The 20,911-nt window shown below is 45.0% G+C and carries 16 protein-coding genes; 14 read left to right on the top strand and 2 right to left on the bottom strand.

Annotated features, from left to right (window positions below; genetic code table 11):
• The 5 genes from VIM72_RS08515 to VIM72_RS08495 form a co-directional block, all read left to right on the top strand.
• On the top strand, window positions 1–222 hold a 222-nt coding region (locus VIM72_RS08515; RefSeq protein ID WP_332002413.1), incomplete at its 5' end, for a sigma-70 family RNA polymerase sigma factor.
• A 70-nt stretch (window positions 223–292) separates the two neighbouring features.
• A complete protein-coding gene (locus VIM72_RS08510; protein WP_332002412.1) occupies window positions 293–1,432 on the top strand; it encodes a FecR family protein in 1,140 nt (379 codons plus the stop codon).
• A gap of 235 nt (window positions 1,433–1,667) precedes the next feature.
• On the top strand, window positions 1,668–5,357 hold the full coding sequence (locus tag VIM72_RS08505; protein WP_332002411.1) for a SusC/RagA family TonB-linked outer membrane protein: 3,690 nt from the start codon (window positions 1,668–1,670) through the stop codon (window positions 5,355–5,357).
• A gap of 20 nt (window positions 5,358–5,377) precedes the next feature.
• Complete coding sequence (locus VIM72_RS08500) at window positions 5,378–6,916, top strand: RagB/SusD family nutrient uptake outer membrane protein (protein WP_332002410.1); 1,539 nt, start codon at window positions 5,378–5,380, stop codon at window positions 6,914–6,916.
• A 53-nt stretch (window positions 6,917–6,969) separates the two neighbouring features.
• Window positions 6,970–8,109, top strand: a complete 1,140-nt coding sequence (locus VIM72_RS08495) for a TlpA disulfide reductase family protein (protein WP_332002409.1) — start codon at window positions 6,970–6,972, stop codon at window positions 8,107–8,109.
• A 127-nt stretch (window positions 8,110–8,236) separates the two neighbouring features.
• Here VIM72_RS08495 and VIM72_RS08490 read toward each other — a convergent pair whose 3' ends face one another.
• Complete coding sequence (locus VIM72_RS08490) at window positions 8,237–9,403, bottom strand: NAD(P)/FAD-dependent oxidoreductase (protein WP_332002408.1); 1,167 nt, start codon at window positions 9,401–9,403, stop codon at window positions 8,237–8,239.
• 76 nt (window positions 9,404–9,479) lie between these two features.
• On the opposite strand from VIM72_RS08490, the gene VIM72_RS08485 reads away from it, so the two are divergent.
• The 5 genes from VIM72_RS08485 to VIM72_RS08465 all read left to right on the top strand — a co-directional run bounded on the left by VIM72_RS08485 (window position 9,480) and on the right by VIM72_RS08465 (window position 13,253).
• A complete protein-coding gene (locus VIM72_RS08485) occupies window positions 9,480–10,442 on the top strand; it encodes an AraC family transcriptional regulator (RefSeq protein WP_332002407.1) in 963 nt (320 codons plus the stop codon).
• A 121-nt stretch (window positions 10,443–10,563) separates the two neighbouring features.
• Window positions 10,564–11,121, top strand: a complete 558-nt coding sequence (locus tag VIM72_RS08480; protein WP_332002406.1) for a Crp/Fnr family transcriptional regulator — start codon at window positions 10,564–10,566, stop codon at window positions 11,119–11,121.
• Window positions 11,122–11,324: 203 nt separating this feature from the next.
• Entirely contained in the window at window positions 11,325–12,092 is a 768-nt protein-coding gene (locus VIM72_RS08475) for a hypothetical protein (RefSeq protein ID WP_332002405.1), read from the top strand.
• Between the two features lie 115 nt (window positions 12,093–12,207).
• Window positions 12,208–12,489, top strand: a complete 282-nt coding sequence (locus VIM72_RS08470) for a hypothetical protein (protein WP_332002404.1) — start codon at window positions 12,208–12,210, stop codon at window positions 12,487–12,489.
• Window positions 12,468–13,253: a hypothetical protein gene (locus tag VIM72_RS08465; protein ID WP_332002403.1), complete on the top strand. Its 786-nt coding sequence runs from the start codon at window positions 12,468–12,470 to the stop codon at window positions 13,251–13,253. Before VIM72_RS08470 ends, VIM72_RS08465 begins: the two co-directional genes overlap by 22 nt.
• 258 nt (window positions 13,254–13,511) lie before the next feature.
• Here VIM72_RS08465 and VIM72_RS08460 read toward each other — a convergent pair whose 3' ends face one another.
• The gene (locus VIM72_RS08460; RefSeq protein WP_332002402.1) at window positions 13,512–13,844 is read right to left on the bottom strand and encodes a hypothetical protein; all 333 of its coding nucleotides are present in this window, start codon (window positions 13,842–13,844) and stop codon (window positions 13,512–13,514) included.
• 334 nt (window positions 13,845–14,178) lie between these two features.
• Between VIM72_RS08460 and VIM72_RS08455 the strand changes: the two genes are divergently transcribed.
• From VIM72_RS08455 to VIM72_RS08440, 4 genes are all read left to right on the top strand, one after another.
• Entirely contained in the window at window positions 14,179–14,739 is a 561-nt protein-coding gene (locus VIM72_RS08455; protein ID WP_332002401.1) for a Crp/Fnr family transcriptional regulator, read from the top strand.
• Between the two features lie 272 nt (window positions 14,740–15,011).
• Complete coding sequence (locus VIM72_RS08450; RefSeq protein ID WP_332002400.1) at window positions 15,012–16,043, top strand: efflux RND transporter periplasmic adaptor subunit; 1,032 nt, start codon at window positions 15,012–15,014, stop codon at window positions 16,041–16,043.
• 201 nt (window positions 16,044–16,244) lie between these two features.
• Complete coding sequence (locus VIM72_RS08445) at window positions 16,245–19,361, top strand: efflux RND transporter permease subunit (RefSeq protein ID WP_332002399.1); 3,117 nt, start codon at window positions 16,245–16,247, stop codon at window positions 19,359–19,361.
• A gap of 10 nt (window positions 19,362–19,371) precedes the next feature.
• Window positions 19,372–20,709 carry a TolC family protein gene (locus VIM72_RS08440; RefSeq protein WP_332002398.1) on the top strand — a complete coding sequence of 446 codons (1,338 nt, stop codon included), beginning with the start codon at window positions 19,372–19,374 and terminating at the stop codon, window positions 20,707–20,709.
• The last annotated feature ends 202 nt before the right edge of the window (window positions 20,710–20,911 follow it).

The following is a 20,911-nucleotide window of genomic DNA, read 5'->3' as shown; positions in this document are numbered from 1 at the left end:
CAGCAAGCAGTTGGCAAACTAACGCCCAGGCAAAGAGAGGTTTTTTTATTGAGCCGGGAATCCGGCCTGAAGCAGGCCGAAATAGCCGAGCGGTTGGGCATGAAAGTAGCTACTGTAAAAGCACATTTAACAGATGCCCTGAATTTCCTGCGCAATGAAATTTCCGCACGGTATGGCAGCTATGCTATTATCCTGTTTATCCTGTTTGACTTCGGTCATTGACCAGGATAAAAAATAATTGTTTTTTTTCTCCCACCTTTTTCTCTCACGTGTGTCTTACTTAAAGATGAATATGTCTAAAACAAGATTCCAGGTACTTTTTGAGCGCTTTTTAGCCGGATCGTGCACACCTGCTGAAAAACAAGAGCTGGCAGCACTGATTTTGAGCAAAGAGCAGGAGCAAACCATCAGCGGGTTGCTGGAGGATGCCTGGGCCGAAACAGATGGAAACACAGATATGGACAAGGCCAAGGTAGATAGGCTATTTGAGTCCATACTCGCCGAACCTGCACCCCGCCGTGTATATTTCCTGCGTAAATGGTGGCTGGCGGCATCCATTCTTTTTCTTTTAGCCACCGGGATCGGCTTGTGGCTTACCTCCCCTGTGCAGACCCGCATATCTCATCAACAGCAGGACATTACACCAGGCAAAAATGGTGCGATCCTCACCCTGGCCGATGGTACACAGGTTGCTTTGGATACGTTCAAAAACGCTACTGTGGCCCTGCAGGGCGGTGTAACCGCAAAGGTGGTAAATGGCTCGCTTGTTTATGAAGGCTCAGGAGATGTGATGGTTTATAACACAATGTCAACTCCCAAAGGCAGGCAGTTTATGCTAACGCTGCCTGATGGTACGCAGGTATGGCTGAATGCCGCCAGCTCCATCCGTTATCCTGTCTTCTTTGCAGGTAAAGACAGATCTGTTACCATTACCGGCGAAGCATACTTCGAAGTGGCTAAGAACAAGGCAATGCCTTTCCGGGTCAACATAGCAGACAAAGCAGCGGTGGAGGTGCTGGGAACGCATTTTAATGTAAATGCTTACGATAATGAGCGCTCCATCAATACTACATTAATGGAGGGACTGGTCCGGGTGTCTGCCGACAAAGCTGCTGCTCCGGTAGTTTTAAAACCAGGAGAACAGGCTGAACTGAACGGAACCATCAAAATCAATAAAAACGTAGATGTAGAAAGAATAATGGCCTGGAAAAATGGGTTTATCAATTTCGAGGGGGCAACTTTTGAGGAAATTATGCGTCAATTGGAACGTTGGTACAACATTGAGGTTGTCTACGAAAATAATAAAACTCCCGATGTGCAGCTGGCAGGAGGTATGAGCAGGGGCGTTTCACTCAATGACCTGTTGAAACAGTTGGGAGAAATGGGTGTGCACTACAAACTCAATGACAGAACGTTGATCATATTACCATAAGATAAAATTACCTGTGCCTGCAGCGGGAATCAGACCTGCATGGATTTTTGGTAAGCAACATTTAAATATTCAGGCGCTTTGGAGGAAAGCAGTAATTACCAGTTGTACTTATTGTAAACCAGCCATATAAAAAAGATCATCTAAAAAATAAACCGGAAGTGGTAGGAACACTCCCGGCGATGTTTTAGCTGATCCAATGACGTGTAACCAATTTATCAACCAAACAATGCAATTTATGCAAAAAACTGCTATTGGCAGCGCATCTTACCTGTGCTTCCGGATAAGGTCTTCTGACCCGGCTTCGGAAAGAGCCTACAGGCTGCCAGCTCAATTACTGCGGGTTATGAGAATGCTCACGATTTTACTATTTGTTGCCTGTATGTCTGCATCGGCATCCAGTACGGGCCAATCTGTTACTATTTCGGGGAAAGACCTGACTTACAAACAGATCTTTTCTGCTGTTCAAAAACAGACGGGGTACATTGTAGGATATAATGCCGCATTGTTCTCCGGCCAGAAGACCTTTTCCCTTACGGTGAATAGCATGCCGCTTGCCCAGTTCATGGATATGATCCTCAAAGACCAGCCGCTCAAATATGAGATCGCTGATAAAACAATTTTTATCTCCCCAAAATATCTTCACCAACCACTATCGCCGGTTACGCCAGCTGAATGGCTTGCGCCGCCTGTCAGAATAAGGGTCGTCGATTCGCTCGGCGAACCTCTTTCAGGCATCACCGTTTCTTTGAAAAGATCGCGGGTATTGGGTATTACTGATGCTGAAGGTGTATTTACCGCAAGTGTTAAGCCCGGAGATGTGCTCGTTTTCTCTTCGGTTGGTTTCCGGTCGCTGGAGCTTACTGTTTCTGATAAATCAACCCTTACGGTTATCCTGGCCCACGCTATAACAAACCTGGAAGGCATTTCAGTAGTTTCAACCGGTTTTCAAACGCTGAATAAAAACCTTGCCACCGGAACCATAGAACATGTTGGACAGGATGTACTGGCCAACAGGCCCAACACAGACCTCTCATCGATGCTGCAGGGTGTGGTGGCAGGCATGCAGGGCCTGGAAAGTGCAAATGGCAATGTTGCCTTTACCATCAGGGGTATTTCCACCCTGGGAACAACCAATAATCAGCGTTCCCCGCTGATCGTCATTGATGGATTTCCACTGATGAACGGTGATTTTTCCGCCATCAATCCAAACGATGTGGAAAGTGTGGACGTGTTGAAAGATGCCGCTGCTTCCGCTATCTGGGGGGCCCGTTCAGCAAACGGCGTGATCGTGATCACCACCAAAAGGGCAAAAGGCAAACAGGGGCTCGCCATCAACGCCAGCGCTTTCACCCGTATTGGTAACAGACCGGATCTTGATCAGATCTATACTATAGCCAATGCTGCAGACCAGGTGGCCTATGAAAGACTGGCCTTCGAGAAGAAAATTTATGTCACCGCAGGGAATTTTTATCAGGGCGGCCTGTTCCCAGGCGAGTTCAGGACATCGCTGACCGCTGCCCAGCAATTATTGTTTGCCAATAAATACGGACGATTATCAACTGCAGATATGAATGCCGGCCTGGATGCTTTGAGCCATACAGACAACCGGGGCCAGATCCGGGAATACCTGATGCGGCATCCGCTTACACAGCAATATAATATCAGCATCAGTAACAATACCGAACGGTCTAAAACCTACCTTTCATTATTACATGAGCGCAACAAAGACCGTTTTATTGGCAATGGCTATAAGAAGTACGATATCAATTTTGCCAACGAATATAAACTGACAAAATTTCTAACGTTTAACTTCAACACATTTGTTCAATATATCAATCAACAGAAAAGCGGTGCTACTTTTACAGAACTGAACGGTTATCCTACACTTTTTGGCGGCGGCATATCATCCTATGAAATGCTGCTCAATCCTGATGGAAGCTATACAAAACAAGTAGCCGGGATGGATGGAGGAACAGGCGGACCAGATCCATACATTTTGTCGCAGCTCCCTTTAAACAAATTTCCATATGCTGACTGGTCTTATAATCTGCTGAGAGAAGTGAGAGGGCGTGACCTCCAGTCGATGAACTACAATGCACGTATTCAGAGCGGCCTGACGTTCAGGCTACTCCCTGGTCTGACCCTGGATACAAAAGTTCAGTATGAAAGGGGAAAAACAACCATAAAAAATTATTACAGTGATGATACCTACTATGTACGGAATATGGTGAACACCAATTTACAGTACAACAACACCACTAAAGTAGTAGGAAATGTGTATTTGCCTAAAGGAGGCATTCTTCAGAAAACCGACAATGATTTTACCAATTATAACTTCAGGGGGCAATTGTCTTATCTGAAGGAGATTAGCAGCAGGTTCAATGTCAATGCCATCCTGGGTGGGGAAGTTGCTCAATATCGCACAGATGGCGTGGAATATCCATGGCTTTACGGGTACAACCCTGAAACGTTAACCTCCGTAGTGCCACCCTACGGATATGGAAGTTCGGTTGATGTGTTTCCCGCAGGAACGGTAACCGGCGCCAACCTGACTTCCCTTCAGGGAGGCAACACCACTCTTTCCTATAGTTTGGATCGATATGTATCTTACTTTGCCGCCAGCGATATTACCTACAACAAAAAGTATACACTTTCACTGAATATCCGTGGCGATGCATCCAACTATATCACCTCAGATCCTAAATTACGCTGGTCGCCATTCTGGTCGGTAGGTGGTAACTGGGATATGAAGGCTGAAAACTTCATGGACCATATCAGCGCTATAGACTACCTGCATCTCAGGGCAAGTTATGGCAGCAATGGCACGGCCGATAAATCTACCTCCACCCAGGCATTGGTGAATATGGGTACCTCACCAAATGTCGGAACAGGCACCATCACCGCCACCATTAGCAGTTTCGGTAACCCGTATTTGCATTGGGAGCGGACGCACACAGTTAATTTTGGGGCCGACTTCGTCCTGTTCAGGAACAAGCTGTCGGGTAGTGTTAATCTCTATAACAAACAGAGCACGGAAGTTACCGGATCCAGAACGCTGCCCCAGGCTTATGGCATCAGCTCGCAAAAATTTAATAATGCTGAAATCCTGAACCGTGGCATCGAAATACAATTAGGTACCACCCTTAAATTACCAGGTGGCTTTGGATATACCACCTCGCTGAATTATGCATATAACTACAATGAAGTAACCAATCTTTATTATCCCAATCCCAGGAACCTGGAATTGGTTACGCCCGGTACGGCCTTCATCCAGGGCAGGCCGGTCAACTCGTTTTATACTTATGACTATGCCGGTGTGGACGCAAACGGTATGCCGCAGGTGTATGGCCCTAAGGGAGCCAGATTCGGTTTCAACTCACAGACATTGCTGATCAATACCGATGGCATTTCCAACAATTACATGCACTACGCTGGTACAACAACGCCTCCTCATACGCTGGGATGGAGAAACACATTCAGCTATCGCAATTTCAGTGTTACTGCGCAATTGATCGGAACCTTTGGCGGACATTTTCTCAACCCGTCATTTAATTACGGAAGTGCTTTCGTAGGATACGGAAAAACTGCGCCTAACCGATTTGTAAGCCAGGTGCTGCAGGGCGACCCATCAGTGCCATCATTGCTGGCAGATCCTGCCATTACGGTTTGGCCGCGTTATTCTCCCTACCTGACAAGCTATGTGGAAAGTTCTTCCTACATCCAGCTGAAGGAAGTATTCCTCAACTACCAACTGCCTCAGCAACTTATTGAACGTGCCAGGTTTAAAAATTTAGACCTGTTTATCCAGGTAAGAGACCTGGGCATGATCTGGAATAATAATACGCATGACTATCATCCTGATTTTCTTCCGGGAACGGACAGGCCGGTTACCTCGTATACTGCAGGTCTTAAGTTCGGTTTTTAGTTTTATTTAAAAATAGCAAGATGAAAAATATCATATATATAGCTGTTGTATCGGGCCTTATAGGTCTTACATCATGCAGTAAATACCTGGAGGAACCCAATAAGGCGCAAACGTCTATCACAACAGCGGCCCAGTTGCAGGCATTGCTGGATAATGTAACGGGCACTTCTCCCGATTGGCCCGGGCAGTTCTCGGCCAATTACGCCATGATGAATGCCACGGACGACATCGAGATCAACCTCGCCGCATACGCCGCCACCCCCAGCGCATTTGATCTGACCAGCGCATTTTATTACACATTTGATACAGATAAACTGATAGAGACTTCGGCAAACGATCCGGTCTGGGCAAATGGATTTCAGCGCATCCTCACAGCGAATGTCATTCTCTCCAATGTTGATAATGTTGCCGGTACCGAAAATGAAAAAAACAGGATCAAAGCCAATGCCTACTTCAACCGGGCATATGCCTACTGGGGATTGGTCAATCAATATTGCCAGCCTTACCATTCAAGTACCTTGCAGTCTCCCGGGCTCCCTATAAGAAAAACCGTTAGCTATACCGAAAGTTTGAAACGGGCCACCTTGAAAGAGGTCTATGATTTTATTTTGTCAGACATTGCCCAGGCGCAATCACTGGTTACTGATGATGATGTCAACCCGCTTTACCGGTGGCGGATCAGCAAAACGGCGATAGAGGGCTTTCTGAGCAGGTATTATTTATTTACGGGAGATTATAACGCGGCATTGACCCATGCCAATAATGCGCTCACCAGCTCAAACGCTCAACTGGTAGATTTCAATACCATTGGCCCGGCCACCAATCCTACTACCTACACCCCAAATGGACCAGGCGGGCCATCGTATACCGTCACTTTTTCCGCGCTGAGTCAATGGGCAAATTCCCAGTATCTCGCATGGTCTGAATTTTTGTACACCAGCTTTAGCGCAGGAATAAATGCCGGAAGGAACAGTTTTAATGCAAGCCCGGCATTGATCGCCAACTACGGCCCTACGGAGTCCGAGCGCGCAAAAGACCTGAGATATAAGCATTTCATGCCTGAGCACAGTGGTTTTGCAGCCTTATGGGGCATACCCGGGCTTAACAGCTTCAAAGAATTTGGTTTGAACCTGATACCCACCGGACCAACAATTTCAGAAGTAATGCTGAACAAGGCCGAAGCCGCTGCACGCATGGGTGATTTTGGTACTGCCGCTACTGTCATCATGGCTTTGCGTACCAAACGTTATGTAAGCGGATATCCGAACCTGGATCCTGGGTTCAATGCCGGTAATGCACTTACCCTGGTTTTACAGGAGCGCAGACGGGAGCTCCCTTTCGCTTTCAGATGGTACGATATACGTCGGTTTGCCTATAACGAAACCCCTGCGGACGATATCACGGTTAGCCGTACATTCTACAACGTTACGCTTAGCGCTATAGACAAGTCCACCACAAAGCAGTACACCCTGCCGGTAAAAAGCTCACGCTATATGATCCCGATCCCTAATAATGACATCATCCAGTCTGAAGGGCAGATCCAGCAGAACAGTTATTGAACTGCCTGGACCATCCCGAAAAACCATTGAACAATAAATATAAAATCAAAACCATGAGGATAAGAAATTTCATAAACAAATTCGTAGTAGTATCAATGCTGCTGGCATTTATAGCACCTTTTTGCAGCGCGCAGGATGAAGCAAAACCAACATTGTACATTGGCGATAAGGCGCCGGAATTTAAGTATGGAAGCGTGGCGAAAGGTTCCGCCCCGGCCAATTTTAAACCCGGACATCTATACCTGTTTGAATTCTGGGCAACCTGGTGTGGACCATGTATCGCTTCAATGCCCCATCTCTCAAAATTCGCAAAAGAAAATCAGAAAGATGTGTCTGTGATAGCCGTGAATGTTTGGGAAGACAAGACCGGAAAACTAACTTATGACGAGCTGCAACCCAAGGTGAAAAAATTCGTGGGGAATATGGGCAAAATAATGGACTTTGATGTAGTAACGGACACCAAAGACGAACATATGGGAAAGAACTGGCTTACTGCCGCAGGTATGAACGGTATTCCCTGTACATTCATGGTAAAAGATGGAGTTATACAGTGGATTGGGCATCCGGTGGAATTGGATTCAATTGTCAGAATGATCCTGGATGGTAAATACGACCTCAAAAAAGCCCGGGAAGCAGCTATTGTGAAAGCAAACAGGGTGCCTTCCAAAGATGAACTTATATACAAGAAGGCTAGTGCAGACTCAAGACTGGCAGTTGAAAAGCAGGAATATGCAAAAGCTGTTGGCATTATCGATTCTGCGGTAGCTGTAATGGGGCCGAATTTTGCATCCCCCCTTCACTTCGAAAAATTTATGATCCTTTTAGACCACGTTGGTGAGTCTGAAGCAATGTCGTTCGTGAAAGAATGGCAAAAATCAAAACCAGGTTATAAAGCTTCGGTTGGAGTAGTGATCTGTCGTAAACCAGGCTTAAAGCCGGATACCTACCAATATGCAATAGAAAGTTTACAGGAAATGATCGACAACCCTCAACCCGGCGCCATGATTTACAAAGAGATTGCCACCGCTTATACCAATATGGGGAACTTTAAAATGGCTGTGGCATCACAAACAAAGGCGATAGAAATTGCAAAGCAAAACCTGAAGGAAGGGAAGTATGCCGGGTTTATCAGAGAAGATCTCATTAAAGAGTATGAAGCTACGTTAGCAGAATATCAAAAGCAGGTAAAATAGTAGCGGATGACGGCTGTGGAATATACCCGCGGATGCTAAGCATTTCATTAAATTGACCCTTATATGGTGATCTCGCCATATAAGGGTCAATTTTTTTCAGAAAAAATGAGGGAATAACATGTCAATCTTATGCCGTTATTGTTTTGAAAAAGGCAAGGATCCTGTCCTGCGCATCTTCGCCATGCATCCATTCCATCATTTCAAACGATCCGACCACTTCCTGTGCGGCCCGCTTACGCATAGACGCTTCATAAGCTGCGATAGCCGATTGTGTATCGTTAAAACGATCACCCGTCAGACATTCGCTCAATTCAAGCGCATCCAGCATAGCCAGGTTGACTCCTTCACCGGAAGGCGCCATGATGTGGGCCGCATCTCCCAGTAAAGTCAGATTCGATTTCGCATCCCATGTTTGGTCCGAAGGAACGGCATATTGTGGTCTTACCAATATCGGCAGATCCACATTTTCGAATAATTCAAACCACAGGCTGCCCCAGTCTGCAAACATCGTTTTGAAGCATTGCACGACCTGTACTTTATCTGAAAAATCAATGCCGCTGCCACTTGCCCAGGTTTCCTCCGTTCTGCTGCTGACATAGAAGTCGATGCTGCCATCGCCCTTTGCGGAAATGTGCAGGTATTTTCCGCCGTGATGAACAGATATTTTACCGCCCTGCAACAAATCATCTATCCGGGGCACTGTTGCTTTTGCGTTCCCGATATTTCCCTGCAGGATGGTAATACCTGCATAAGATGGTTTGATGGGCGTAACAAACGGGCGGATTTTAGAGTTGCCGCCATCCGCTCCGATAACAATATCTGCCAAAGCAGTTGTGCCATCCCTGAATTTTATTTCCCATTGCCCGCCAACGGCTGCCATATCCACGAAATGACGGTTCCATACCACCGTTTCCGGCGCCAGGGAGTTCAATAAAAGATTGCGCAGGTCTGTTCTGTCGATCTCCGGCCTTGCCCTGGGATTGTCAAAATCAATTTCAGCCAGGGCCTGTTCATGTTCGTCAAAAAGGATATTGCCTTCCTTATCCATCACGCGGGCTTTTTCTGCACCGGGCCGGTACATCCTTTTGAATTCATCCAGCAGATATGCCGCTTTAAGCGCTTTTAATCCTGATTGCTTATGCAGATCAAGTGTTGCGCCCTGGCTCCGGACATCCCTGTTCAGATCTCTTTCATAAACCTTTACATCCAGTCCTTTGTTTTGAAGCAGCCGGGCTAAAGTTAGTCCGCCGGGACCGCCGCCTATAATGGCGATTTTTTTATTGCCGGGTATCATGTTCTTCGTTTGTAACGCAAAAATACGCTTACATTTAGGGATAAAATAGTCTGAATTGTTATTAAAATAGTCCTGAATGAAAATATCGGTTATTGACAAGGGTGCAGGCATAGCCCGGCAATTTGCACGGGCAATAGGAGCAAAAACGAGCGGGCGGTTTATCCGTATTCCCAAAAGCAAAGGAGCTGGGTACATTACGGGCTTTTCATGGGGAGATGATCTGCGGATGATGATCCGCAATTACTATTTACAGGAGCCTGTGCTACTGGAACGGACCAACGAATTGGCGGAAGGACAGGAAGACATCGTAGTACTATTGAGTGGGGTATTTCCGCCCTTGCTGCCTGGACAGGAGCAGCTCCTGCCGGAAAGACCCCATATTATGATTTGCAGGCATGCGGTGTCCACCATTACAGAGATGCCATCGCATACCAGTTTTGGCAGCGTTACGATAGTTGCTTCACGCAGATATCTGCATCAATTATTCGGACATATAGATCATCCCATAGCGGCTAATGTTTTAGCAGCAAGGGAGAATTTTGTTGTCGAAATGGATATATCGCCGGCTATTATTGCCACCGCCAGTGAAATGCTGGGACAGCCCGTGCCGGAAAGTCTGGAAAGTCATTATTACAGGCTGAAATGTGAAGAATTGCTTTGCCATACCTTCGCCCTGCTTTTAAAACGGGAAGAGCTACCGGCCATCGGCGCGCATATCAACGATATTAAAGCGATCTACGCCATTAAAGCACATTTGCAGGCGCATCTTAGTGAACCTCCACATATCGCAGGACTGGCCAAACAGGCAAAAATGAGTGAGCCGAAATTACGCCAGTTATTCAAGCGCACATTTGGGAGAAGCGTTTTTGAATATTACCAGTTTTTACGGATGGAAACAGCTGCCAGGCTATTGAAGGATAAGAAATTAACCGTATCGGAAGTAGGTTACCAATTAGGGTTCACGAACCTTAGCCATTTTTCGCGGGTCTTCGAACAACATATGGGGATGAAACCTAAAAAATATTCTACCACTCATTAGCATAATCATTAAACATTTACGCATCATACGAAAATATATTAAATTCATTCATTCATTTTCAAACATTTAACTGTTAAAACAGTTTTAGCTTCGCGCAAAACATAACTTTAGTTAATGCTTTATGGATATCACCTCGTTTTTAGAACTGCAAAAATTTACGCCTGAAGACGCCGCGCATATAGGCCGGGCATTTATAAAAGAAACCTTTCCCAAAGGACATCAGCTGCTGGGTATGGATAACCTTTCTAAAAAAGTATATTTTGTAGAAAGTGGTTTGTTAAGATCATATTATTTGAAGGAGACAAAGGATATTACACATCTTTTCTTTGCCGAAAACGCTGTTTACATGCCTATTGAAAGTATTTTTTATAATAAGCCCTCCCCTTATGGTTTGGAAGTGCTGGAGAAATGCACCGTTTATTCGTTAAGATACCCCGAAATAGAAAAGTATTTTGATAAATACCCTTCCCTGGAAAAAATGGGCAGAACATTACTGGTCGATGCATTGCACTCAGTGTCTGAAAGGCTTTATATCATGCAGTTTCAATCCGCAAAGGATCGCTATCAATCCATGCTTCATAATTATCCCAATATTCTTTTACGTGCTCCTTTAGGCCATATCGCATCTTATTTGGGAATTACCCAGCAAACACTAAGCGCCATAAGAGCAGGTAAATAGTAATGTTTCCTACAGGAATATTACCCGGATAAGCCGGCACATTATCAGCATTTAAAAATAATCACAAAGACACATTTTTTATTATAGCTTAAAAATTAACCCCCGCGGTAAGCCTTGTTTTGCATTGTCTGAAGACAGGGCCATATGTCCGGCGTATAAGCTCCCCCATATGTTCCCTGTCTCCAAAACCAGACCTGTAAAACATGAAGAAAATAGGATTTTACGCCATGACAGGGCTAATCATTGCGGCAAATCATGCAGCGGCTCAGGCTATACATGATGAAGGTGCAGTTACGATTAAATCCCAATGGCCTATACAGAATGCCATGGGCTTTACTTATACTTTACCCGTTAATAACTACTATTCCGTGGGTTTTAACGCGCAGGTAGGTTTACCGTTTCAGCCCTATACCAGGAACCTTATTGAACTCTCTGTACAGGGAAATGAGGTAGCCCGCACATATCTTAAGGAGAACTTACTGGGTAAGCCTGGGGTGGGTTTAGGGGTTGACTTAAATTATAGGAAATGGAGTTTGAGTTTAGTCTATCAGAGTCTAAATTACTATATCGATAAAAAGAATGTACGGGAGCTAACTGAAAATTTAATACCGGAACAAAATGATTATATCCTTACTGATTTAAGTAATCTTGCAGACCGCTCGCCGGCATTTGCATCCATTTACAATAATTACCGGATAAGTTCTCAGGTATATAATCATCAGTTTGGCCTGTTAGCCGGCTACACCTTTTCTTTCAGAAGATTTAACCTTATTAAATTCAGGATAGAGGCCGGTGCTTTTTCAACTTTTGATACACGGATCAGGTTTGTATCTGAAAACTCAAACAGCATTACCGACCTGGCGCTTGCCTATGTTGAACCAAGCCTTAACAATAGTTTAAAAGAAAATACAGAGTGGAGATTTATCCCTTCTGTGTCCTTGTCTGTCCGCCATGTGCTATTCGGAAGATGAATCATTATTTCTTATTATCAACATGCTAAATGGATTAAAAAGGCTTCACTATTTAATATAGATTAAAAAACAGTAGCAGAATACACCCCACCTTTGGTTTAATAAAATTCAGATAATGGAAAAAACAAGTTTAACCACAGCGGTATTGGCGCTCAACTTTATTGAGGTTCAGCTACAAAAACCAAATGCAATTTCAGGTGTATTGCTTCATTGCGTGAAAGATGCAGAGATTAAGATCAATAAAGAATACGGGACATCCTACGGGAAATTGATCTGGGCTAAAAATCTGTATGATTCAGATAAGAATGCTATACGAAAAGATCATAGAAATGCCAATGAACAGCTTCGCTCAGGTGATTTAAGAAAAACCATCGTATGGACAGGGTCAGAAAATTAATTAACAATAATCTTTTAAAAATAAACATAATGAATCCAACATCAATTTTTACATCCGGCAGTAAGACTGTCAAAACGCTGATGGTTACATTAATTGGCGCTTCTTTTTTATTTTCTTCGTGCAAGAAAGACAGCAACTCTGAAGATGTTGCAACGACAAGTAGTGTGACAGAAGATGATGCAGCGGCGGTTGTGTCTGAATCGGGTAGTGGGTTGGTTATACAAACCAGCTATGCCTCAACTGTTTCAATAGTATTCAGTAAACCAGAAAATTGCGGTGTTAAAAAAGATACTACCTTTAGCGATAAGGGGAGTTATGGTTCCCATTCCTACTCGTATAGTTTAAGCTGGAGCCGTTTACTGACCTGTGCCAATGGCTACCCATCAAAGTTTGAGCATTCCTTTAGCGGGAGCGTCAGTTATGCCGGCAACAAAGGTTCATTGGACGGAAAAACAAGCGGCACCTTTACAGTTACCGGGTTGGACTATGCCAATTCAAAACTTACCCTGAATCAAACGTATGCCGACAGTGGTACAGTTAAGATTAACGGCAAAACATTCTATAGCAAGGTAAGCATAAAAACCACTGATGTGGTAGTGGATAAAGTGGCACAGCAAATCACTTCAGGAACAGGATCTGTTGTGGTTAGCGGCACGGATTCGGCCGGTACAAAATATGAGTATACAGGTGTCCTTACCTTTTTAGATAATAAAAAGGCCACGCTTACCATGAAAGGCGGCGGAACTTATTATTTAGTCTGGTAGCCGCTTTCAAAAATTTATAAATACCCCGAACCAATAAAAAGGCACTGAAAAAGTGGCTTTTTGACAAGAGGTTGTTTTCAATGATGAGGACAATCTCTTGTTTTTGGATTAGTGGAGTAAGCAATTTTTTTTATATACTGAGCAGGCAAAAAAAATGTGTCGACAGTGTCGACACATTTGAAGAATCCTTAGCAAATAGAAATGTAAACGCGCTATAACCACTTCGCTTTTTTCTACTGCTCTTTCAATGCTAAGCTCCTACTGTTTTACCCAGTATATGGTTTTTGAAAAAATGCCTTTATGCGCTACAATTCTCAGTTTTTTTCCCTCCAGGTAAATTTCGCAATTACCCTTTTGACCGGTTTCGTGGTTTTCCACTGTTCCCTTCCACTCATTTTTCTCAAACCGTATATTATATAATGTGGGACGGCCTTTGGGGTCAAGCCCGGTAAACCTGCCATCAGTTTTTGTGATGGCGATAATGGCGCCTTCCTCAGCTTTCCACTTGCCACTAAAATCATCTGTGGCAGTCTGGCCAAAACTGATGGCTGAAGCAAGCAATCCTGTAATAACAAAGAATAATTTTTTCATGTGCATGTTTTTTTATTGATGCAGGCCATATGTCCCGGATGCTTTCAGGACGTATGTCCCCCCTACCGCCCTGGCGGCACAGGTTGTGTGAGAAAAATTTATGGTGCTCCATTTCATTTTTATTTTTTTGATGAATGGATACGGCAAAGTAAAAACAAAAGATCGGTCCTGCTTTTAATATATCTTAAAAAAACAAACAACAGGAACAATGCTGTACTAAAAGCAGGGTGTATATTTTTTTTGCGCTTTCGCGGTAAAAAATCAAAATCCATATCAATAATTTTTATGCACCGGAAAAGACCAGCTCATTGCTTTTTTTTATATATTTGAAATAATGGAATTGATACCTTATCTGCTTACCCATATAAAATTAACCCCTGCTGAATGCGAAGCCATCGACAACGCCTTTGCAACTGAAACTTTTGCAAAAGGAACCATATTGTCGCGCCCCGATAACCACTCCAAAAATGTTCATTTTATTGAACAGGGATTGATACGCGTTTTTTATTATTTTGATGGAAAAGATATTACCCATTATTTTTTTGATGAGAATAATTTCACGGTATCTTTTGAAAGCGTTTTTTTTGATCGTCCACACCCCTATGGCGAACAGGCTTTGGAAGAAACTACTTTACGTATTATCCCTTACAGCAAACTTGATGCGCTTTGTAATAGTATCCCTGCTTTTAAAGACTACCGGCTGAAGGTATCCCTGCAAGTGATTAGCATGTTATCAGATAAAATGATTTCCCTGCAATTTCAATCTGCCGAACAACGCTATAAAAACCTCCTCAACAAATTTCCCGGCATATTGCTAAGAGCGCCCCTGGGGCATATTGCATCCTACCTGGGCATTACGCAGCAAACGCTAAGCGTGATACGGGCAGGCCGGTAATCAGTTTTCAGACAAATAAAAGGGACCGACCAATCAGGAAATGAGCCGGGATTTGGATAAAGCATTATTTAATATATCTTAAAAATCAGTTCCCAAAGTCTTACTTCCTTTGCATAAAGAAATTCAGCGCAAACAAAATCTTATGCAAGTTACAGATACCAACGCCCATCATTTCTTTATATCCGGTGCAGCAGGCCTGGCATCTATCTCTCCATTATTTTTATAAAAATGAACAATATCATAATTTTTAATGTATTATAAAGAAACAGCGTATGACACGAAGGGTGCTTTACCTTATTTTACCTGCACTGCTGCTTGCCTGTAAAGGAAGAAACAAAGACAAGGAAGCGGAGAAGCCCGCCGCCATTTCCGTAAAGATAGCCACCGTAACGCCTGCCGCGGTTAATAACGAGGTAGCCGTAAGCGGCAATATTGAGGGCAATACTACGGTAAGACTTGGCTTTATGGTAGCGGGGAAAATCAATTATATTTCCAATAGCGAGGGGCAGCCCGTGCGTAGCGGGCAGCTTATTGCCAGCCTCGATCCCAGCAACTACGCCATAGCAAAAAATCTGGCCGATGTGCAGGTAAACAATGCCACCGACGAATATAACCGGCTTAAAATACTGCACGACCGCAAGAGCCTTAGCGAAAGCGATTTCTCAAAAATCGGCTTCACATTGCAGCAGGCCCGGCTACAGCTGCAGGCGCAGCAAAAAAACCTGTCAGATACCAGGCTTTATTCGCCTATCAATGGTGTACTGCTTAAAAAGCAGGCCGAAGTGGGAGAAATAGTAAGCGTGGGCATGCCCTTATTTGTAATAGCCGACATCAGCAAAGTAAAAGTACTGGCATATGTGCCCGAAAGCGATTTGCGAAACATTCGCATTGGCCAGTACGCTACCGTAATGGTAAACGCATTGGATAAAAAATTTTCGGGTAAAGTAACCGAAGTAGGCGCCGCTGCCGACGCCACATCCAGGGCATTCACCGTTAAGATAGAACTGCCTAATCCCGGCAACCTCATACGCCCCGGCATGATTGCGGAAGCCCGTATTGCCACAGGAGGGAATAAAGAAGCCATCCTGCTGCCCGCCGAAGCCGTGCAAAAAGATGTAGCCAACCAAAGCTATGTATATGTGGCAGACAAAATACAAGGTAAGGCATTTAAGCGCAGGGTAAGCCTGGGCAATATTGCCGACAATAAAATAGAAGTGCTTTCCGGCCTCTCTGCCGGCGACCTGGTGGTGGTAAGCGGTAATCAAAAACTTTCTGATGGTGCAACTATTGCCATTACACAATAGCAGGTTTCAAATGCGCTGCTATGTTTCTTTTGAGACAGATCGCAGCATACATAACACCTTCATTGCCTGCCCCGGCGTTGCAGGCTTGCGCTCCTGCGCATATACCGGCAAACAGCTGTTTAAAGCAATGCCTGCGTCGCAATATTATGCTGTAACATAACCTGGGTAATAAAAATTTCTGATGTACTTAAAAATATACCGATGAACATTATAGAAGCATCGCTAAAATATAAGCATGTAACACTTTCCGCACTGCTGATGCTGTTCGCGATAGGTGTAAACTCGCTGCTAAATATGCCCCGCCGTGAAGACCCAAAAATCACCGTTCGCCAGGGATTAGTGATTGCGTATTACCCAGGCGCCAACTCCACGCAGGTGGAAGACCAGGTTACCAAAAAGCTGGAGCAATACCTTTTCCAGTACGAGGAAGTGAACAAGAAAAAAACTTACTCCACCACCAAAGACGGGCAGGTGGTAATAAATGTAGAGCTTACCGAAAAAGTAAAGCAGCCGGACATATTCTGGAGCAAACTGCGCCACCAGTTGCTGGTATCGCGCCAGCTTGATTTGCCAGAAGGGGTGCGCGGCCCCATTGTGAACTCAGACTTTGGCGATACCGAGGCAATGGTAATAGCCCTGCAAAGCAATGAAGCCAGCTACGATGAGCTGAAACGCTACGCGCAAACCCTCGAAGATTATATACGTACCATACCCGCAGCATCTAAAATAAAGCGCATTGGCGAGCAAAAAGAAGAAATTGTAGTATCGGCTGCTTCAGAAAAACTGGCACAATACGGCATTAATACGCAACAGGTAATGAAACTGCTGCAATCGCAAAACAGCATCAGCGCTACCGGCGACCTTAAAACCGGTAGTGCCGATGTACCCCTATACACGGAAGGATATTACAATACCGAAGCCGACCTGGCCAACCAGGTAGTAGGCACCTCACAATCCGGCGCGGTGGTAAAACTGGGCGATGTGGCCAGCCTGAAAAGAGGCTATGAAGAGCCTTCCAGCATCATTACCGTAAACAGTAACAAGGCGTTGCTGCTTACCGTGCAAATGCATGAGGGAAATAATATTGTAAAATTTGGCGAAGCCGTAGATGAAAAAATAGCCCAGGCAAAAAAAGTAATTCCGCAGGCTATTACCATAGAAACCATCGTCAACCAACCCCATGTGGTAGATGAAAATATCTCGCATTTTATCAGGGAATTTTTCCTTGCCATCCTGTCGGTTATCGTAGTGGTTATCTTACTGTTGCCCTTACGCATAGCTACCGTGGCTGCCATGGCTATTCCTATGACAGTGGCCGTAACCTTTGCCATTATGCAGGCCCTGGACATAGAGCTGCACCAGGTATCGCTTGCTGCCCTGATACTGGTGCTGGGCATGGTGGTAGATGATGCTATTGTAATAGCCGATAACTATGTGGAGCTGCTGGACGAGGGCATTGACCGCTGGACGGCAGCCTGGCGCAGCGCCAGCGACCTTGTAGTGCCGGTGCTGGCAGCCACTGTTACCATCATCGCTTCGTTTATGCCGATGATATTGATAAAAGGCTCCACCGGCGAATTTATTTTTTCCCTGCCTATAACGGTAGCCGTAGCGCTGGCATCTTCTTTTATTGTGGCGATGCTGCTTACACCGCTGCTTTGCTACACATTTATTAAAAAAGGATTGCATCAGGCCGAAGCAGAAAAGGAAACAGGAGAACAAGAAAGCGACACAGCACCTGTAAAAAAGAAAAAGAGAAAATCGATGCTCGACAGGATGCAGGATGGCTACAACGCACTGCTGGCCTGGTGTGTACAAAGGCCGCGCCTTACCATACTGGTAAGCCTGCTGTTCATAGGGCTGGCAGGTTTGCTATTTAAAATAGGCGTAAGGCAACTGTTTTTCCCGGCGGCAGAACGAAACCAGTTTGTAGTAGAGCTTTGGATGCCCACCGGCACACAACTTGAAAAAACAAATGCCACCATCCTGAAAATTGAAAACCTGATAAAAAAAGACAAGCGGGTAACGGCTTATGCTACTTTTACCGGCACGGCATCGCCAAGATTTTATTATAACTTTTCTCCCGAGTTTCCAGCAAGCAACTACGCGCAAATACTTATCAATACCACTACCGTGGCCACCACAGAAGAGCTGGCAGAAGAGCTTACACATAAAGTAGAAAAGCTGGCGCCCGATGGCACCGTGTATGTAAAGCTGATGCAGCAGGGGGCCGTGCAAAAAGCCCCGGTGGAAGTGCGCATTATAGGCGATGATATAGAACACCTGAAAAGTATAGGCGCACAGGTAGCTGCTATTATACAAAAAGCAAAAGGCAGCCAGTTTGTACGGAACGATTTTGCGGAAGACTACTACGGCATTGGCATACAGCTTAAACCCGAAGCAAGCCGCCTGGGTTATACCAGCAGCAGCATTGCCGGCACGGTATATACAGGCTTTAGCGGCGCGGCGATATCTACTTTATACGAGGGCAGCAACCCGGTAGACATAGTATTCCGCCTTGATGAAAAAAGCAGGCAAAGCACCACCGACCTGCAAAATATGTACCTGCGCTCGCCTGTAACCGGCGCCGATGTGCCCTTGCGGCAAATAGCCGAACTTACCCCTCAATGGCAAACCGGGCGCATTATGCACCGTAATGGCGTGCGTACGCTTACCGTACAAAGCGAAACGGCTCCGGGCGTACTGCCCGATGAACTGCTGAAAGCCGTGCAGCCTGAAATAGCCCGGCTAAATCTGCCCAATGGGTACCGTATCGAATATGGTGGTGAGGTAGAGAACAAAACAGAAACTTTCAGCGATATGATAAAAGCCCTGATGGTAAGCCTGGTGTTGATATTCTTTATACTGCTGTTACAGTTTAAAGATTTAAAAGAAACCCTTATCGTAATGCTTACCATACCGTTAAGCCTTTTCGGGGCTATCCTGGGGCTGGTAGTTACCGGAAACAATTTCAGCTTTACCGCTTTTGTAGGCTTAATAGCACTGTCAGGTATAGTGGTGCGCAACGCTATTATACTGGTAGACCATACGCATGAACTGATGAAGCACCATCCCGGTATGGACATAAAAACGGCGGCTGTAGAATCGGGCAAGCGGCGGCTGCGGCCCATATTCTTAACAGCTATGGCCGCGGCCATCGGCGTATTGCCCATGATTATTTCCGGCTCACCCATGTGGGCGCCACTGGCAAGCGTATTGGCCTTTGGAGTGGTATGGAGCATGATAATGGCACTGATTACCGTGCCTATACTTTGTATGAGCTTTTTAAAACCAAAACATGTTCATTCACAACAATAAGTCTTTTGCTATGCAAGTTTCAAAATCAATATATTTCCTGTTTCTTTTTGGCGGATGTATTTTTTACCATAAGGCCCATGCGCAAACTTACACGCCGGACCAGCTAAAAGATTCAGCTGCCAAAAACTACCGGCCGCTGGCCATAAAAGACTGGCAGGTAAGAGAGAAAAATGCCAAAATAAACGAGGACAAGATCAAGCGTTATCCTTCGGCCACTCTCAACGCAGGGTACCAATACAACTTTATCCTGGGCGAATTGTCAGTACCTGCCGGGGCTATCGGGAAAATCCCCACAAGCCCCACCACGGCAGTGTTGCTGCCCAATGTAGATACCAGTTTTCATATTGGCGAGCATCATAATTACAATGCCGGCATCACTTTTTACCAGCCGCTTACCCAGCAGGCCAAAATAAGAACCGGGCTGCAGGTAGGCGCCACCGACGTGCTACTTGCAGAAAAAGACAAGCAAAAACTGGTACTGCAGGTAAACCAGGCCATTGATAAATTGTACTATGGTATTTTAATAACACAAAAGCAACTGGAGGAAGCCGGGGCAAAGCTTGCCCTGGCAAAGTCAAAACTGGAAGATGTGGATAATGCCCTGCTGGCAGGCAAAACCCTCGAAGCCAACAGGGAGGGTTTGCTGGCCAACATCGCTGATGAGGAACAAAATATTTTAAAGCTCACCCTGCAAAAGCAGGATTACCTGGGCGACCTGCAAACCCTTACCGGCATTGAAACAAGCAATATACAATTACAGGAGGCAGGCTTTAATGAATCCGCTGCGGGCAACGCGGAAACTTATAAGAACCGGGCTGCAACCGCTAACCCCGATCTGCAGATCGCAGGGCTTAATAAAACCAAAGCAGAACTGGGTATAAAAGCAACCAGGCAAAGCAATGTGCCCGATGTAGGACTGGTGGCGGGCTACGCCTACCAAACGGGTAATCCTATATTGCCGCCCAATAATCCCTTTGTAGGCCTGAACCTGAAATGGGATTTTCAAAGCCTTTTTACCAATAAGGAGCTGATGCGACAGCGCCAGTACCAACTAAAACAGGCCGAAGAAAACATTTTATACACACAGGAGCAATTAGCCAACGATATTGACAAGGCTTACCGGAAACTAATACAATCACAGGCGCTTATTGCCGTGGCAAAAAAAGCGGTGGCTTACCGCCGTGCCGAGCTGAAAATACAGGAAGATAAACAGGCTGCGGGATTCAATATACAAACAGACATACTAACTACCAAAGCATCACTTGCCAAAGCTGAAGCAGACAGCTATGGCGCGCAGTTGCAGTATTTGCTGGCATTATCCGAAATGAAATTGCTTACCGGCGAGTGAGAGAAGACCAAGATTGTTATTTGTGTCTTTAGGGATAGTAAGCCTGGGTTAAAAATCTTCTGCTCAAAATCATTTTTTAAGAATTCTTAAAACCTATCTCGTAAACGATCAGCAGTTTTGTACCATAAAATTTTATGTGATGCAAAACAGCGAATTGAGTCATTCTAAACATATTGTATTCATTGCCGATAATGAAGGCATT

Source organism: Chitinophaga sp. (genome assembly GCF_036569185.1).
Lineage (GTDB): Bacteria > Bacteroidota > Bacteroidia > Chitinophagales > Chitinophagaceae > Chitinophaga.
This window is presented reverse-complemented; position numbering and strand designations above follow the sequence as displayed.

Bases quoted from the DNA above. Each gene is read 5' to 3' on its own strand.
- VIM72_RS08450 (WP_332002400.1), top strand. From the start codon at position 15,012: ATGACACGAAGGGTGCTTTACCTTATTTTACCTGCACTGCTGCTTGCC.
- VIM72_RS08505 (WP_332002411.1), top strand. From the start codon at position 1,668: ATGCAAAAAACTGCTATTGGCAGCGCATCTTACCTGTGCTTCCGGATA.
- VIM72_RS08470 (WP_332002404.1), top strand. From the start codon at position 12,208: ATGGAAAAAACAAGTTTAACCACAGCGGTATTGGCGCTCAACTTTATT.
- VIM72_RS08455 (WP_332002401.1), top strand. From the start codon at position 14,179: ATGGAATTGATACCTTATCTGCTTACCCATATAAAATTAACCCCTGCT.
- VIM72_RS08480 (WP_332002406.1), top strand. From the start codon at position 10,564: ATGGATATCACCTCGTTTTTAGAACTGCAAAAATTTACGCCTGAAGAC.
- VIM72_RS08495 (WP_332002409.1), top strand. From the start codon at position 6,970: ATGAGGATAAGAAATTTCATAAACAAATTCGTAGTAGTATCAATGCTG.
- VIM72_RS08465 (WP_332002403.1), top strand. From the start codon at position 12,468: ATGGACAGGGTCAGAAAATTAATTAACAATAATCTTTTAAAAATAAAC.
- VIM72_RS08440 (WP_332002398.1), top strand. From the start codon at position 19,372: ATGCAAGTTTCAAAATCAATATATTTCCTGTTTCTTTTTGGCGGATGT.
- VIM72_RS08500 (WP_332002410.1), top strand. From the start codon at position 5,378: ATGAAAAATATCATATATATAGCTGTTGTATCGGGCCTTATAGGTCTT.
- VIM72_RS08445 (WP_332002399.1), top strand. From the start codon at position 16,245: ATGAACATTATAGAAGCATCGCTAAAATATAAGCATGTAACACTTTCC.
- VIM72_RS08475 (WP_332002405.1), top strand. From the start codon at position 11,325: ATGAAGAAAATAGGATTTTACGCCATGACAGGGCTAATCATTGCGGCA.
- VIM72_RS08510 (WP_332002412.1), top strand. From the start codon at position 293: ATGTCTAAAACAAGATTCCAGGTACTTTTTGAGCGCTTTTTAGCCGGA.
- VIM72_RS08485 (WP_332002407.1), top strand. From the start codon at position 9,480: ATGAAAATATCGGTTATTGACAAGGGTGCAGGCATAGCCCGGCAATTT.
- VIM72_RS08460 (WP_332002402.1), bottom strand. From the start codon at position 13,844: ATGAAAAAATTATTCTTTGTTATTACAGGATTGCTTGCTTCAGCCATC.
- VIM72_RS08490 (WP_332002408.1), bottom strand. From the start codon at position 9,403: ATGATACCCGGCAATAAAAAAATCGCCATTATAGGCGGCGGTCCCGGC.